10 protein-coding genes are annotated in these 16,333 nt (G+C 65.6%); 9 read left to right on the top strand and 1 reads right to left on the bottom strand.

Annotation, left to right across the window (positions count from 1 at the left end):
* Window positions 1-6 precede the first annotated feature (6 nt).
* Entirely contained in the window at window positions 7-399 is a 393-nt protein-coding gene (rplL, locus tag CDN38_RS09255) for a 50S ribosomal protein L7/L12 (protein ID WP_036398434.1), read from the top strand.
* A 47-nt stretch (window positions 400-446) separates the two neighbouring features.
* Here the strand turns inward: rplL and CDN38_RS09250 are convergent, their stop codons facing one another.
* Entirely contained in the window at window positions 447-1,139 is a 693-nt protein-coding gene (locus CDN38_RS09250; RefSeq protein ID WP_075511135.1) for a TetR/AcrR family transcriptional regulator, read from the bottom strand.
* Window positions 1,140-1,231: 92 nt separating this feature from the next.
* On the opposite strand from CDN38_RS09250, the gene CDN38_RS09245 reads away from it, so the two are divergent.
* From CDN38_RS09245 to CDN38_RS09210, 8 genes are all read left to right on the top strand, one after another.
* On the top strand, window positions 1,232-2,740 hold the full coding sequence (locus tag CDN38_RS09245; RefSeq protein ID WP_408633064.1) for a carotenoid oxygenase family protein: 1,509 nt from the start codon (window positions 1,232-1,234) through the stop codon (window positions 2,738-2,740).
* A gap of 150 nt (window positions 2,741-2,890) precedes the next feature.
* The gene (locus CDN38_RS09240; protein WP_075511133.1) at window positions 2,891-3,901 is read left to right on the top strand and encodes an ABC transporter ATP-binding protein; all 1,011 of its coding nucleotides are present in this window, start codon (window positions 2,891-2,893) and stop codon (window positions 3,899-3,901) included.
* A gap of 511 nt (window positions 3,902-4,412) precedes the next feature.
* On the top strand, window positions 4,413-7,949 hold the full coding sequence (rpoB, locus tag CDN38_RS09235; RefSeq protein WP_142361260.1) for a DNA-directed RNA polymerase subunit beta: 3,537 nt from the start codon (window positions 4,413-4,415) through the stop codon (window positions 7,947-7,949).
* 44 nt (window positions 7,950-7,993) lie between these two features.
* The gene (locus CDN38_RS09230; protein ID WP_075511131.1) at window positions 7,994-11,944 is read left to right on the top strand and encodes a DNA-directed RNA polymerase subunit beta'; all 3,951 of its coding nucleotides are present in this window, start codon (window positions 7,994-7,996) and stop codon (window positions 11,942-11,944) included.
* A gap of 115 nt (window positions 11,945-12,059) precedes the next feature.
* Window positions 12,060-12,815 carry a deoxyribonuclease IV gene (locus CDN38_RS09225; RefSeq protein ID WP_075511130.1) on the top strand — a complete coding sequence of 252 codons (756 nt, stop codon included), beginning with the start codon at window positions 12,060-12,062 and terminating at the stop codon, window positions 12,813-12,815.
* A 55-nt stretch (window positions 12,816-12,870) separates the two neighbouring features.
* Window positions 12,871-13,716, top strand: a complete 846-nt coding sequence (locus tag CDN38_RS09220; protein ID WP_075511129.1) for an extracellular catalytic domain type 1 short-chain-length polyhydroxyalkanoate depolymerase — start codon at window positions 12,871-12,873, stop codon at window positions 13,714-13,716.
* Window positions 13,717-13,769: 53 nt separating this feature from the next.
* Window positions 13,770-15,398, top strand: coding sequence for an acyl-CoA dehydrogenase family protein (locus CDN38_RS09215; protein WP_075511128.1), 1,629 nt, complete (start codon window positions 13,770-13,772; stop codon window positions 15,396-15,398).
* Window positions 15,395-16,333, top strand: coding sequence for a crotonase/enoyl-CoA hydratase family protein (locus CDN38_RS09210; protein WP_075511127.1), 939 nt, complete (start codon window positions 15,395-15,397; stop codon window positions 16,331-16,333). Before CDN38_RS09215 ends, CDN38_RS09210 begins: the two co-directional genes overlap by 4 nt.

Raw genomic sequence — 16,333 nt, 5'->3', positions numbered from 1 at the left:
CACACCATGGCCAAGCTCTCGACAGACGAACTGCTTGACGCGTTCAAGGAAATGACGCTGTTGGAGCTCTCCGACTTCGTCAAGAAGTTCGAGGAGACCTTCGAGGTCACCGCGGCCGCACCGGTCGCCGTCGCCGCGGCCGGTCCTGCCGCCGGTGGCGCGCCGGCCGAGGCCGCCGAAGAGCAGTCCGAGTTCGACGTGATCCTCGAGGCCGCCGGCGAGAAGAAGATCGGCGTCATCAAGGTTGTCCGCGAGATCGTGTCCGGCCTGGGCCTCAAGGAGGCCAAGGACCTGGTCGACAGCGCACCCAAGCCGCTGCTCGAAAAGGTTGCCAAGGAGGCCGCCGACGAGGCCAAGGCCAAGCTCGAGGCTGCCGGCGCCACCGTCACCGTCAAGTAAGTCCGCACGCCAAAGCCCCCGGTACCGGAACCGGGGGCGTGGCGCGCTCAACCGAACGCGGAGCGCTGCGACAGCCGCACCCGCTCGGGTGAATCGCCCAGCGCCACAAGCAAGTTCGTGGTCATCGCGGCCAGCACCGGTGGGATCGCCGCGCCCTCCTCGCCGAAGAAGCCGGCCAGTTCGAGCATCACGAAGCCGTGGATCAACGCCCAAAACTGGGCCGCAGTGGACACGACCACCTGGTCCGGGACGGCGCCGTCGGCCGTCGAACCCACAGTGATTCGGCCCGCCAGCATCGAGCGGTGCACCGCGCGCACCACGTGCGCGAAGCTAGGGTGGTGCTGCTCGATCTCTACGACCGTCAACGTCAGGACATCGCGGGCCGGCGCCTTGATGCCGTGCGCGCTGGTGCTGCCGAACATCAGGCGATACATGTGCGGGCGCTCGATGGCATAGCGTCGATACGCCGCTCCGATGGCCAATAGATCGGCGACGGGGTCAGTCGTCGGTGCCACCGCGAGCGCGGCGCCGAACTGCCGCAAGCCCTCTTCAGCCACCGCGGCGATAAGTTCCCGCATGCCACCGAAATGGGTGTAGACCGACATCGTCGAGGTCCCGGCGGCCCCGGACACTTTGCGGGTTTGCAGGGCATCGGGTCCGTGCTCGTCGAGCAGGGCGACGGCGGCGTGCAGCATCTCGCCGCGAACACCGCGAATGGCGGGTTGGGCTTGTTCAGTCATTTCTCGTCATCCCCTTGCCATCGTCTCAGCGCAGGCGTACGGTCCGAATAACACTGAAATAACGACGTTATAGGAGTTCGGCCGTGACGACAATGCGAACCGACCAAGTCGGGAACCCCTATCTCGAGGGTCCGCTGGCGCCGGTGCACGCCGAAGTGACCGCGACCGATCTGAAGGTCACCGGGCAGATCCCGGAGCATCTCGACGGACGGTATCTGCGCAACGGGCCCAACCCGGTCGCCGAGGTCGATCCCGCCGTCTATCACTGGTTCAGCGGTGACGGGATGGTCCACGGGGTCGCCCTTCGTCAAGGGGGAGCCAGCTGGTATCGCAACCGCTGGGTGCGCAGCCTGCCGGTCTGCGCGGCCCTCGGAGAGCCGGCTCCGAGCAGGCTCGATCCCCGGGCGGGCATGCTGTCCCTGGGCGCCAACACCAGCGTGCTGTCCCACGCCGGACGAACCGTGGCGCTCGTCGAGGGCGGCGTCGCCAATTACGAGCTCACCGAGGACCTCGACACCGTCGGGACATGCGACTTCGACGGCACCCTCACCGGCGGCTACACCGCCCACCCGCACCGCGACCCGCGGACCGGCGAACTGCATGCGGTGTCGTACTCGTTTGCTCGCGGACGGACCGTGCAGTATTCCGTGATCGATACTCGAGGGCGGGCCCGGCGCACCGTAGATATCGAGGTGACCGGGTCGCCGATGATGCACGACTTCTCCTTGACCGACAAGTACGTGGTGATCTACGACCTGCCGGTCACCTTCGACGCGTCGCAGGTGCTACCCGCGAAGCTGCCGCGCTGGCTGAGTTTGCCCGCGCGACTGGTAATGCAGGCGGTGATCGGTCACGTCCGGGTTCCCGGCCCGATCGCCGCGATGATGAACCGCAACCCCAAGCCGTCTGATCGCATGCCCTACGCCTGGAACGCCGACTATCCGGCCCGTATCGGAGTCATGCCCCGAGACGGCGGCAATGAGGACGTCCGGTGGTTCGACATCGAACCCTGCTACGTCTACCACCCGCTCAACGCCTACACCGAAACCCGAGACGGGTCCGAGCTGTTGATACTCGACGTGGTGCGGTATGCGCGAATGTTCGACCACGACCGGCACGGCCCCGGCGACACTCGTCCGTCATTGGATCGCTGGACCGTCAACCTGGCCACCGGTGCCGTCACCACCGAATGCCGCGACGACCGGCCGCAGGAGTTTCCCCGGATCAACGAGACCGTGCTGGGCGGCCGGCATCGGTTCGGCTACACCCTCGGCGTGGACGGCGGCTACCTGACCGGCGGAACGACGGAAATGTCCACCTCGCTCTACAAGCACGACTACGAGACCGGATCCTGTCAGGTGGCCCCGCTGGATGCCGCCCTGCTGATCGGTGAGATGTGCTTCGTCCCGAATCCATCGGGTACGTCGGGGGAAAGGGCGGAGGACGACGGCATCCTTATGGGGTACGGCTACCACCGCGACCGCGCCGAGGGCCAGCTGTTGTTGCTGGACGCCCAGACGTGCGAATTGATGGCTACCGTGCACCTGCCGCAGCGGGTCCCGATGGGCTTCCACGGCAACTGGGCGCCGGCGACTCCTTGAGGCGCCCGGACACCGCCCGCCGGCCTCGGCGAGGATTGTTATGTATCCAACCCTGATGTCGCGCCCCAGCGGTGCGCTACAGTGACTCAAGCCACATAAAGTGGCAGGTGGCGGGCATCTTGCAAATGTTGAGCGTCGGAAGGATTTCCCATGGGCGTCGCTATCGAGGTCAACGGACTCACGAAGTCCTTCGGTTCCTCGAGGATCTGGGAGGACGTCACGCTCACGATCCCCGCCGGCGAGGTCAGCGTGTTGCTGGGACCGTCGGGTACTGGCAAGTCGGTGTTCCTGAAGTCCCTGATCGGCCTGCTTCGGCCGGAACGCGGCTCGATCGTCATCGACGGCACCGACATCATCGAGTGTTCGGCCAAGGAGCTCTACGAGATCCGGACGTTGTTTGGTGTGCTTTTCCAGGACGGTGCGTTGTTCGGGTCGATGAACCTGTTCGACAACACCGCTTTTCCGCTGCGCGAGCACACCAAGAAAAAAGAAAAAGAGATCCGTGACATCGTCATGGAGAAGCTGGCGCTGGTCGGCTTGGGCGGTGACGAGAAGAAGTTCCCCGGCGAGATCTCCGGCGGTATGCGCAAGCGTGCCGGCCTGGCCCGGGCCCTGGTTCTCGACCCGCAGATCATTCTCTGCGACGAGCCCGACTCAGGTCTGGACCCCGTCCGTACCGCTTATCTGAGCCAGCTGATCATGGACATCAATGCCCAGATCGACGCGACCATCCTCATCGTGACCCACAACATCAACATCGCCCGCACGGTGCCCGACAACATGGGCATGTTGTTCCGCAAGCACCTGGTCATGTTCGGCCCTCGCGAAGTGCTGCTGACCAGCGACGAGCCGGTGGTGCGACAGTTCCTCAACGGCCGGCGCATCGGGCCGATCGGCATGTCCGAGGAGAAGGACGAGGCCACCATGGCCGAAGAGCAGGCGCTGCTCGACGCCGGTCACCAGGCGGGTGGCGTCGAAGAGATCGAGGGCGTGCCGCCGCAGATCACCGCGACGCCGGGCATGCCGGAGCGCAAAGCGGTGGGGCGGCGCCAGGCCCGGGTGCGCGCGATGCTGCACACGTTGCCGAAGAAGGCCCAGGAGGCGATCCTCGACGATCTCGAGGGCACGCACAAGTATCACGCGAGCGAGTTCGGCGGCTAGCCCCAGCGACACGCCGGCCGAAGCGCCGTGCCCGGTAGCGGTGACGGCGGCTGTTCAGTCAATCTCATGCGCGGTGACGTAACTAACAGTGGTCGTGTTCGCGGGCGGCCGGTGAGCAAGAATTCACGCTAACTTGCGGTCACTTGCCGCCCGTCCCCTTGACGACGGGGCGTAAACGGGTCAATCTGTTGGGCAGCATGTGTTGTACCTGTACCAGGGCAAGTCGAAATGCCAGCCAGCGCCCGCTTCCCGGGGACACATATTGGTAGCTATTTGAGGAATGCGCCGTCCTGCGCTAGTGTAGGACGTTGCGCTGGCTACCTCCTGCCCACCTCACCCGCCACTTGACATCGTGGTCTAAGCCTGAGCCCAGTTTCCGGCTCAGTTGTTCGGTTGCGTGCGTGAGATCCGGACAGTCGTTCGCCGGCCTAACCGACACAATTATCTGCGGCGAACAGGTCCGGTGACCGCCGGCTCCAGGTAGTCGCACGAGGTGCTGGAAGGACGCATCTTGGCTGATTTCCGCCAAAGCAAAACAGACGCTAGTCCCGCTCAGAGTCGCCCGCAAAGTTCTTCAAACAGCTCCGTGCCCGGAGCCCCAAATCGGGTTTCCTTCGCCAAGCTCCGCGAACCGCTCGAGGTTCCATTCTTGCTTGATGTGCAAGTCGACTCGTTCAAGTGGCTGATTGGCGAGCCGAGCTGGCGTGAAGCTGCCGCCGCACGTGGCGCTGTGAACGTGATCGGAGGCCTCGAAGAGGTGCTCGACGAGCTCTCGCCGATCGAGGACTTCTCCGGGTCGATGTCGCTGTCTTTCTCCGACCCCCGTTTCGACGAGGTCAAGGCACCGGTCGACGAGTGCAAAGACAAGGACATGACCTACGCGGCCCCGCTGTTCGTGACGGCCGAATTCATCAACAACAACACCGGCGAGATCAAGAGCCAGACGGTGTTCATGGGTGATTTCCCGATGATGACCGAGAAGGGCACGTTCATCATCAACGGCACCGAGCGCGTCGTGGTCAGCCAGCTTGTCCGGTCGCCCGGTGTCTACTTCGACGAGACCATCGACAAGTCCACCGACAAGACGCTGCATAGCGTCAAGGTGATCCCCAGTCGGGGGGCCTGGCTGGAGTTCGACGTCGACAAGCGTGACACCGTCGGCGTGCGCATCGACCGCAAGCGCCGGCAGCCGGTCACCGTGCTGCTCAAGGCCCTCGGCTGGACCAGCGAGCGGATCACCGAGCGGTTCGGGTTCTCCGAGATCATGATGTCGACGCTGGAAAAAGACAACACCGCCGGCACCGACGAGGCGCTGCTGGACATCTATCGCAAGCTGCGTCCGGGCGAGCCGCCGACCAAGGAGTCCGCCCAGACCCTGCTGGAGAACCTGTTCTTCAAGGAGAAGCGCTACGACCTGGCCCGAGTTGGCCGCTATAAGGTCAACAAGAAGCTGGGCTTGAACACCGATCACCCGATCACCACGACGACGCTGACGGAAGAAGACGTCGTCGCCACCATCGAGTATCTGGTCCGCCTGCACCACGCCTCTCAGGATGGCCAGCCCGCCGTCATGACCGTGCCGGGCGGGGTCGAGGTGCCGGTGGAAACCGACGACATCGACCACTTCGGCAACCGCCGGCTGCGCACGGTGGGTGAGCTAATCCAAAACCAGATCCGGGTCGGCATGTCCAGGATGGAGCGCGTCGTCCGGGAGCGGATGACCACTCAGGACGTCGAGGCCATCACGCCGCAGACACTGATCAACATCCGCCCGGTGGTCGCCGCCATCAAGGAGTTCTTCGGCACCAGCCAGCTGTCGCAGTTCATGGACCAGAACAACCCGTTGTCGGGCCTGACCCACAAGCGCCGGCTTTCGGCGCTGGGCCCCGGCGGTCTGTCCCGTGAGCGTGCCGGCCTGGAAGTCCGCGACGTGCACCCGTCGCACTACGGCCGGATGTGTCCGATCGAGACCCCGGAGGGTCCCAACATCGGCCTGATCGGCTCCCTGTCGGTGTACGCACGGGTCAACCCGTTCGGCTTCATCGAGACGCCGTACCGCAAGGTGATCGACGGGCTGGTCACCGATGAGATCCACTACTTGACGGCCGACGAGGAGGACCGCCACGTCGTGGCGCAGGCCAACTCGCCGCTAAAGATCAATGAGGCCGGTGCTTCCCTTTTTGCTGAGCCGCGGGTGCTGGTGCGCCGCAAGGCCGGCGAGGTGGAGTACGTGGCCTCGTCGGAGGTGGACTACATGGACGTCTCACCGCGCCAGATGGTGTCGGTGGCCACGGCCATGATTCCGTTCCTCGAGCACGACGACGCCAACCGGGCTCTGATGGGTGCCAACATGCAGCGCCAGGCGGTTCCGCTGGTGCGCAGCGAGGCGCCGCTGGTGGGCACCGGCATGGAGTTGCGTGCCGCCATCGACGCCGGCGACGTCGTCGTCGCCGAGAAGTCGGGGGTGATCGAGGAGGTGTCCGCCGACTACATCACCGTGATGGCCGACGACGGCACCCGGCACACCTACCGGATGCGTAAGTTCGCCCGCTCCAACCACGGCACCTGCGCCAACCAGTCGCCGATCGTGGACGCTGGCGACCGGGTCGAGGCCGGCCAGGTCATCGCCGACGGTCCGTGTACCCAGAACGGCGAGATGGCGCTGGGCAAGAACCTGCTGGTGGCCATCATGCCGTGGGAGGGTCACAACTACGAGGACGCCATCATCCTGTCCAACCGGCTCGTCGAGGAAGACATCCTCACCTCGATCCACATCGAGGAGCACGAGATCGACGCCCGCGACACCAAGCTGGGCGCCGAGGAGATCACCCGGGACATCCCGAACGTCTCCGACGAGGTGCTGGCCGACCTGGATGAGCGTGGCATCGTGCGCATCGGCGCCGAAGTCCGCGACGGCGACATCCTGGTCGGGAAGGTGACCCCGAAAGGTGAGACCGAGCTGACGCCCGAGGAGCGGCTGCTGCGGGCGATCTTCGGCGAAAAGGCCCGTGAGGTCCGCGACACCTCGCTGAAGGTGCCGCACGGCGAGTCCGGCAAGGTGATCGGCATCCGGGTGTTCTCCCGCGAGGACGATGACGAGCTGCCCGCCGGCGTCAACGAGCTGGTCCGCGTCTACGTCGCGCAGAAGCGAAAGATCTCCGACGGCGACAAGCTGGCGGGGCGACACGGCAACAAGGGCGTCATCGGCAAGATCCTGGCGCAAGAGGACATGCCGTTCCTTCCGGACGGAACCCCGGTGGACATCATCCTGAACACCCACGGTGTGCCGCGACGGATGAACATCGGCCAGATCCTGGAAACCCACCTGGGGTGGTGCGCGCACAGCGGGTGGCAGATCGCTGGTTCACCCGACTGGGCGGCCAACCTGCCCGAGGCGTTGCGCAGCGCCGAGCCGAACCAGATCGTGTCGACTCCGGTGTTCGACGGCGCCCAGGAGGCCGAGCTCCAGGGGCTGTTGTCATCGACACTGCCCAACCGCGACGGCGACGTACTGGTCGACGGCGACGGCAAGGCGGTGCTCTTTGACGGCCGTAGCGGCGAGCCGTTCCCGTACCCGGTGACCGTTGGCTACATGTACATCATGAAGCTGCACCACCTGGTGGACGACAAGATCCACGCCCGTTCTACCGGCCCGTACTCGATGATCACCCAGCAGCCTCTGGGCGGTAAGGCGCAGTTCGGTGGCCAGCGGTTCGGCGAGATGGAGTGCTGGGCCATGCAGGCCTACGGCGCGGCGTACACGCTGCAGGAGCTGTTGACCATCAAGTCCGACGACACCGTCGGCCGGGTCAAGGTCTACGAAGCGATCGTCAAGGGCGAGAACATCCCCGAGCCGGGCATCCCCGAGTCGTTCAAGGTGCTGCTCAAAGAGCTGCAGTCGCTGTGCCTCAACGTGGAGGTGCTGTCGTCCGACGGCGCGGCGATCGAGCTGCGCGAAGGTGAGGACGAGGATCTGGAGCGCGCGGCGGCGAACCTCGGAATTAACTTGTCCCGCAACGAATCCGCCTCTGTCGAGGACTTGGCCTGATCCTTCTTGGAAGTAACTAAACCCGCAAGGGGAAAGGGAGTTACGTGCTAGACGTCAACTTCTTCGATGAACTCCGCATCGGCCTGGCCACTGCGGAGGACATCCGGCAGTGGTCCTACGGCGAGGTCAAGAAGCCGGAGACCATCAATTACCGCACGCTCAAGCCGGAGAAGGATGGCTTGTTCTGCGAGAAGATCTTCGGGCCGACTCGCGACTGGGAGTGCTACTGCGGCAAGTACAAGCGGGTGCGCTTCAAGGGCATCATCTGCGAGCGTTGCGGTGTCGAGGTGACGCGCGCCAAGGTGCGCCGCGAGCGGATGGGCCACATCGAGTTGGCCGCACCCGTCACCCACATCTGGTACTTCAAGGGCGTGCCGTCGCGCCTGGGGTACCTGCTGGACCTGGCGCCCAAGGACCTCGAGAAGATCATCTACTTCGCCGCATATGTGATCACCGCGGTCGACGAGGAGATGCGGCATAACGAGCTGTCCACGCTCGAGGCCGAAATGATGGTGGAGCGCAAGGCCGTTGAGGACCAGCGGGACGCGGACTTGGAGGCGCGTGCCCAAAAGCTGGAGGCCGACCTGGCCCAGCTGGAGGCCGAGGGCGCCAAGGCCGACGCCCGGCGCAAGGTTCGCGACGGCGGCGAGCGCGAGATGCGCCAGCTCCGCGACCGTGCCCAGCGCGAGCTGGACCGGCTGGAGGACATCTGGAACACCTTCACCAAGCTGGCGCCCAAGCAGCTGATTGTCGACGAGAACCTCTACCGCGAGCTGCAGGACCGCTACGGCGAATACTTCACCGGCGCCATGGGTGCGGAGTCGATCCAGAAGCTCATCGAGAACTTCGACATCGACGCCGAAGCCGAGTCGCTGCGTGAGGTCATCCGAAGCGGCAAGGGGCAGAAGAAGCTTCGCGCCCTCAAGCGCCTGAAGGTGGTCGCCGCTTTCCAGCAGTCCGGCAACTCGCCGATGGGCATGGTGCTCGACGCCGTCCCGGTGATCCCGCCGGAGCTGCGCCCGATGGTGCAGCTCGACGGTGGCCGGTTTGCCACCAGCGACCTCAACGACCTATACCGCCGGGTGATCAACCGCAACAACCGGCTCAAGCGACTGATCGACCTCGGCGCACCCGAGATCATCGTCAACAACGAGAAGCGGATGCTGCAGGAGTCGGTCGACGCGCTGTTCGACAATGGCCGCCGCGGCCGTCCGGTCACCGGGCCGGGCAACCGTCCGCTCAAGTCGCTGAGCGATCTGCTCAAGGGCAAGCAGGGCCGGTTCCGTCAAAACCTGCTCGGCAAGCGTGTCGATTACTCGGGCAGGTCCGTTATTGTGGTCGGTCCGCAGCTCAAGCTGCATCAGTGCGGTCTGCCCAAGCTGATGGCGCTGGAGCTGTTCAAGCCGTTCGTGATGAAGCGCCTGGTCGACCTCAACCACGCGCAGAACATCAAGAGCGCCAAGCGGATGGTGGAGCGTCAGCGTCCGCAGGTGTGGGATGTGCTGGAGGAGGTCATCGCCGAGCACCCGGTGTTGCTGAACCGGGCGCCCACCCTGCACCGGCTGGGTATCCAGGCGTTCGAGCCGATGCTGATCGAGGGCAAGGCGATCCAGCTGCACCCGCTGGTGTGTGAGGCGTTCAACGCCGACTTCGACGGTGACCAGATGGCCGTGCACCTGCCGCTGTCCGCCGAGGCGCAGGCAGAGGCCCGCATCCTGATGCTGTCGTCCAACAACATCCTGTCGCCCGCTTCCGGTCGCCCGTTGGCCATGCCGCGTCTGGACATGGTGACCGGGTTGTACTACTTGACCACCGAGGTCGACGGCGACACCGGCGAATACCAGCCGGCCGCACCCGAGCTTCCCGAGTCGGGGGTGTACTCTTCGCCGGCCGAAGCCATCATGGCGGCCGACCGCGGTGTGCTCTCGGTGCGGGCCAAGATCAAGGTCCGGCTGACCCAGTTGCGTCCGTCGGCCGAGATCGAGACCGAGCTGTTCGGGGCCCACGGCTGGCATCCGGGCGAGCCGTGGATTGCCGAGACGACGCTGGGCCGGGTGCTGTTCAACGAGCTGCTGCCGCCGGGCTATCCGTTCGTGAACAAGCAGATGCACAAGAAGGTTCAGGCCGCGATCATCAACGACCTGGCCGAGCGCTACCCGATGATCGTGGTGGCGCAGACCGTCGACAAGCTCAAGGACGCCGGGTTCTACTGGGCAACCCGAAGCGGTGTCACGGTCTCGATGGCCGACGTGCTGGTTCCGCCCCGCAAGAAGGAGATCCTCGACCGCTACGAGGATCGCGCCGACAAGGTCGAAAAGCAGTTCCAGCGTGGTGCGTTGAACCACGACGAACGCAACGAGGCCTTGGTGGAGATCTGGAAGGAAGCCACCGACGAGGTGGGTCAGGCGCTGCGGGAGCACTATCCCAGCGACAACCCAATCATCACCATCGTCGACTCGGGTGCCACGGGTAACTTCACCCAGACCCGGACGCTGGCCGGAATGAAGGGTCTGGTGACCAACCCCAAGGGTGAGTTCATCCCGCGTCCGGTCAAGTCGTCGTTCCGTGAGGGACTGACCGTGCTGGAGTACTTCATCAACACCCACGGTGCTCGAAAGGGCTTGGCCGACACCGCGTTGCGTACCGCCGACTCGGGCTACCTGACCCGTCGTCTGGTGGACGTGAGCCAGGACGTCATCGTGCGCGAGCACGACTGCGGCACCGAGCGCGGCATCGTCGTCGAGCTGGCCGAGCGTCAGCCCGACGGAACGCTGATCCGCGACCCGTACATCGAAACCTCGGCATACGCAAGGACTCTGGGTATCGACGCGGTCGACGAGGCGGGCAACGTGGTCGTCGCGCGCGGCGAGGATCTGGGTGATCCGGAGATCGATGCGCTGCTGGCCGCGGGGATCACGCAGGTGAAGGTGCGTTCGGTGCTGACCTGCACCACCGGCACCGGCGTGTGCGCGACGTGTTATGGGCGCTCGATGGCCACCGGCAAGCTGGTCGACATCGGCGAAGCCGTCGGTATTGTGGCCGCCCAGTCCATTGGTGAGCCGGGCACCCAGTTGACCATGCGTACCTTCCATCAGGGTGGTGTCGGCGAGGACATCACCGGCGGTCTGCCACGGGTGCAGGAGCTGTTCGAGGCCCGGGTGCCGCGCGGCAAGGCGCCGATCGCCGACGTCACCGGCCGCGTCAGGCTGGAAGACGGTGAGCGCTTCTACAAGATCACCATCGTGCCCGACGACGGCAGCGAGGAGGTCGTGTACGACAAGCTCTCCAAGCGGCAGCGGCTGCGGGTGTTCAAGCACGAGGACGGCTCGGAGCGGGTGCTCTCCGACGGCGACCACGTCGAGGTGGGCCAGCAGCTGATGGAAGGCTCGGCCGACCCGCACGAGGTGCTGCGGGTCCAGGGTCCCCGCGAGGTGCAGATCCACCTGGTCCGCGAGGTCCAGGAGGTCTACCGCGCGCAGGGTGTGTCGATCCACGACAAGCACATCGAGGTGATCGTTCGCCAGATGCTGCGCCGGGTCACCATCATCGACTCCGGCTCGACGGAGTTCCTGCCTGGCTCGTTGATCGACCGTGCCGAGTTCGAGGCGGAGAACCGTCGGGTGGTGGCCGAGGGCGGCGAGCCCGCCGCCGGCCGTCCGGTGCTGATGGGTATCACCAAGGCGTCGCTGGCCACCGACTCGTGGCTGAGCGCGGCGTCGTTCCAGGAGACTACCCGGGTGCTGACCGATGCGGCGATCAACTGCCGCAGCGACAAGCTCAATGGTCTGAAGGAGAACGTGATCATCGGCAAGCTGATTCCGGCCGGTACCGGCATCAACCGGTATCGCAACATCGCGGTGCAGCCGACCGAGGAAGCCCGCGCAGCCGCCTATACGATCCCGTCCTACGAGGATCAGTACTACAGCCCGGACTTCGGCCAGGCCACCGGCGCCGCCGTTCCGCTGGACGACTACGGCTACAGCGACTACCGGTAAAAAAAGCCCCGGGCCATGCCCGGGGCTTTTTTTCACTGCCGAGCAGACACAGAGTCGCACGTTGCGGGCTCGCGCAGTGCGATTCTGTGTCTGCTGGCCGCATTACACTGGCCGGGTGCTGATAGGTTCCCATGTCCACTCGGACGATCCCCTGGCCGCCGCCCAGGCCGACGGCGCCGACGTGGTGCAGTTCTTCCTCGGCAACCCGCAGAGCTGGAAGAAGCCCAAGCCGCGAGACGACGCCGAGACGCTGAAGGCGTCGACATTTCCGCTGTACGTCCACGCGCCGTATCTGATCAACGTCGCATCGGCGAACAACCGCATCCGCATCCCGTCGCGCAAGATCCTGCAGGACACCTGTGACGCGGCCGCGGCCATCAACGCGACGGCGGTCATCGTGCACGGCGGCCACGCCGACGACAACGACATGGAGGCCGGTTTCGAGCGCTGGGTCAAGGCGCTGGACTACCTCGAAACAGACGTGCCGGTGTACCTGGAGAACACCGCGGGCGGCGACCACGCGATAGCCCGTTACTTCGATACCATCGGCAGGCTGTGGGATCGCATCGGCGACAAGGGAATTGGCTTCTGCCTGGACACCTGCCACGCCTGGGCCGCGGGTGAGCAGCTGATCGACGCGGTCGACCGGATCAAGGCCTTGACCGGCCGCATCGACCTGGTGCACTGCAACGACTCGCGCGACGCCGCGGGCTCAGGCGCCGACCGGCACGCCAACATCGGCAACGGTCAGATCGATCCCGACCACCTGGTCGCGGTGGTGAAGGCCGCCGATGCCCCGGTGATCTGCGAAACCGCCGACGAGGGCCGCAAGGACGACATCGCGTTTCTGCGGGAAAAAGTCAACGGCTGATTTCACGGCTCATTTAAAACTCGTTAAGCAAGTGTCGCGGGCCTACCGTTAACCTATGGTTCGCCGGTTCGTCACGCTGCTGGGCGTCGTGGGAATGCTCGTTGGCTGCGCGCACGCTCCGCCCCCGCCGCCCGCCGGCTTCGGAAACGGCACCAGCTTCCATACCATCGACGTCGGCGGAGTCCAGCGCTCCTACCGACTCTACAAGCCCGCGGGACTGCCCTCGTCGGCACCGCTGGTCGTCATGCTGCACGGCGGTTTCGGCAGCTCCCGACAGGCTGAAAGATCTTACGACTGGGACGAATTGGCCGATTCGGAGAAGTTCGTCGTCGCCTACCCCGACGGTCTGAACAGAGCGTGGAACGCCAACGGCGGCGGCTGCTGCGGCCGGTCCGCACGCGAAGGCGTCGACGACGTCGCCTTTGTCAGGGCGGTGGTTGCCGACGTCGCCGCGAACGTGCCCGTCGAACCGACCAGGATCTACGCCACCGGCATGAGCAACGGCGCCATCATGGCCTATACCCTGGCCTGCAACACCGGGATCTTCGCCGCGATCGGCCCGGTTTCGGGAACGCAACTGGACCCGTGCCCATCCCCGCATCCGGCCTCGGTCATGCATATTCACGGCACCGGAGATCCGCTTGTCCGCTACTTCGGCGGGCCGGGGGCCGGCTTCGCCCAGATCGACGGGCCGCCGGTCGAGGAGCTGAATGCGTTCTGGCGCAATGTTGATCAATGTGCGACCCCTGCCACCACGACCAGTGGCCGGATTACCACGTCGAGCGCCGCATGCCCGAACAACCGCAGCGTGGTGCTGGTCACCGTTGACGACGGTGGCCATGAGTGGCCATCGGTGGCCACCGAAATGCTGTGGGAGTTCTTCGTCGCCCATCCCAGCTGAGCAAGACCATTACACCTCTTGTACGGTTGTCAGGAAAATGTAATATTGGTGGCATGCCAGACACCCATGTCGTCACCAATCAGGTCCCGCCGCTGGACAACCACAATCCCGCTACTTCTCCGATGCTTGTCGAAGCCCTGATCCGCGAGGGCGGACAGTGGGGACTGGACGAGGTGAACGAGCTCGGGGCGATCTCGGGCGGCCACCAAGCCCAGCGCTGGGGTGAGCTGGCCGATCGCAACCGGCCCGTCCTGCACACCCATGACCGGGTGGGCCACCGCATCGACGAGGTGGAATACGACCCGGCTTACCACGAACTGATGCGCACCGCGATCGCGCACGGGCTGCACGCCGCGCCCTGGGCCGACGACCGGCCGGGCGCCCACGTGGTGCGGGCCGCCAAGACGTCCGTGTGGACCGTCGAGCCCGGCCATATCTGTCCGATCTCGATGACCTACGCCGTCGTCCCGGCGCTGCGCCACAACCCCGAGCTGGCCAGCGTTTACGAGCCGCTGCTGACCAGCCGCGAGTACGATCCGGAGCTCAAGCTCGCCACCACGAAACGCGGTATCACCGCGGGCATGTCGATGACCGAGAAGCAGGGCGGCTCCGACGTGCGTGCCGGCACCACCGAGGCGACCCCGAACGCCGACGGCACCTACAGCCTGACCGGCCACAAGTGGTTCACCTCCGCGCCGATGTGCGACATCTTTCTGGTGCTCGCGCAGGCCCCAAAGGGGTTGTCCTGCTTCATGCTGCCGCGGATCCTGCCCGACGGCACCCGCAACCGGATGCTGCTGCAGCGCCTGAAGGACAAGCTCGGCAATCACGCCAACGCCTCCAGCGAGGTCGAATACGACGGCGCCATCGCGTGGCTGGTCGGCGAGGAGGGCCGCGGCGTCCCCACCATCATCGAAATGGTCAACCTCACCCGGCTGGATTGCACCCTGGGCAGCGCCACCAGCATGCGTACCGGGCTGACCCGGGCCATCCACCACGCTCAGCACCGGAAGGCGTTCGGCGCCTACCTCATTGACCAGCCGTTGATGCGCAACGTACTGGCCGACCTGGCAGTGGAGGCCGAGGCGGCCACGATCGTCGCGATGAGGATGGCCGGGGCCACCGACAACGCGGCACGCGGCGACGACAAAGAAGCGCTGCTGCGCCGCATCGGCCTGGCCGCCAGCAAGTACTGGGTGTGCAAGCGCTCCACCCCGCACGCCGCCGAAGCGCTGGAATGCCTGGGCGGCAACGGCTATGTCGAGGACTCCGGTATGCCGCGGCTGTACCGCGAGGCGCCGCTGATGGGCATTTGGGAGGGCTCGGGCAATGTCAGCGCACTGGACACGTTGCGGGCCATGGCAACTCGGCCCGAATGCGTCGAGGTGCTGTTCGAAGACCTGGCGCAGAGCGCGGGACAGGACGCCCGGCTGGACGGCCATGTCGAGAAGCTAGGGCCGCAGCTGAGTGACCTCGACACCATCCAATACCGGGCCCGCAAGATCGCCGAGGACATCTGCCTGGCCCTGCAGGGCTCGCTGCTGGTGCGCCACGGGCATCCGGCCGTCGCCGAGGCGTTCTTGGCCACCCGGCTCGGCGGCCAGTGGGGCGGGGCCTTCGGCACCATGCCGACCGGACTGGATCTGGCCCCCATCCTCGAGCGTGCTTTAGTCAAGGGATGACACACGCGATCCGACCGGTCGAGTTCGACAATCTGAAAACGATGACCTACGAGGTCACCGACCGGGTCGCGCGGATCACGTTCAACCGGCCCGAGAAGGGCAACGCGATCGTCGCGGATACCCCGCTCGAGTTGTCGGCGCTGGTCGAGCGCGCTGACCTCGATCCCAACGTGCACGTCATTCTGGTCTCGGGACGCGGCGACGGTTTCTGCGCCGGCTTCGACCTGTCCGCTTACGCGGATCGCACCGGCTCGGCGGGCGGCACCGGCGCATACCAGGGCACGGTGCTGGACGGTAAGACCCAGACCGTCAACCACCTGCCCAACCAGCCCTGGGACCCGATGATCGACTACCAGATGATGAGCCGGTTCGTGCGCGGGTTCTCCAGCCTGATGCATGCCGACAAGCCGACGGTGGTCAAGATCCACGGCTACTGCGTGGCCGGCGGCACCGACATCGCGCTGCACGCCGATCAGGTGATCGCCGCCGCCGACGCCAAGATCGGCTACCCGCCGACCCGGGTCTGGGGTGTACCCGCGGCTGGGTTGTGGGCACACCGGCTCGGTGACCAGCGTGCCAAACGCCTGCTGTTCACCGGCGATTGCCTCACCGGCGCCCAAGCGGCCGAATGGGGCCTCGCCGTCGAGGCGCCGGATCCGAAAGACCTCGACGAACGCACCGAGCGGCTGGTGCAGCGGATCGCCGCGCTGCCGGTCAATCAGCTGGTCATGATCAAGCTGGCGCTCAATTCGGCTCTGCTGCAACAGGGTGTGGCCACCAGCAGAATGGTCAGCACGGTGTTCGACGGCATCGCCCGGCACACGCCCGAGGGACACGCCTTCGTCGCCGACGCGGTCGAGCACGGCTTCCGGGATGCGGTCAAACACCGCGACGAGCCGTTCGGGGACTACGGCCGGAAAGCGTCAGGAGTGTAG

It is taken from the genome of Mycobacterium ostraviense (assembly GCF_002705925.1).
In the GTDB taxonomy this organism is placed as follows: domain Bacteria; phylum Actinomycetota; class Actinomycetes; order Mycobacteriales; family Mycobacteriaceae; genus Mycobacterium; species Mycobacterium ostraviense.
This window is presented reverse-complemented; position numbering and strand designations above follow the sequence as displayed.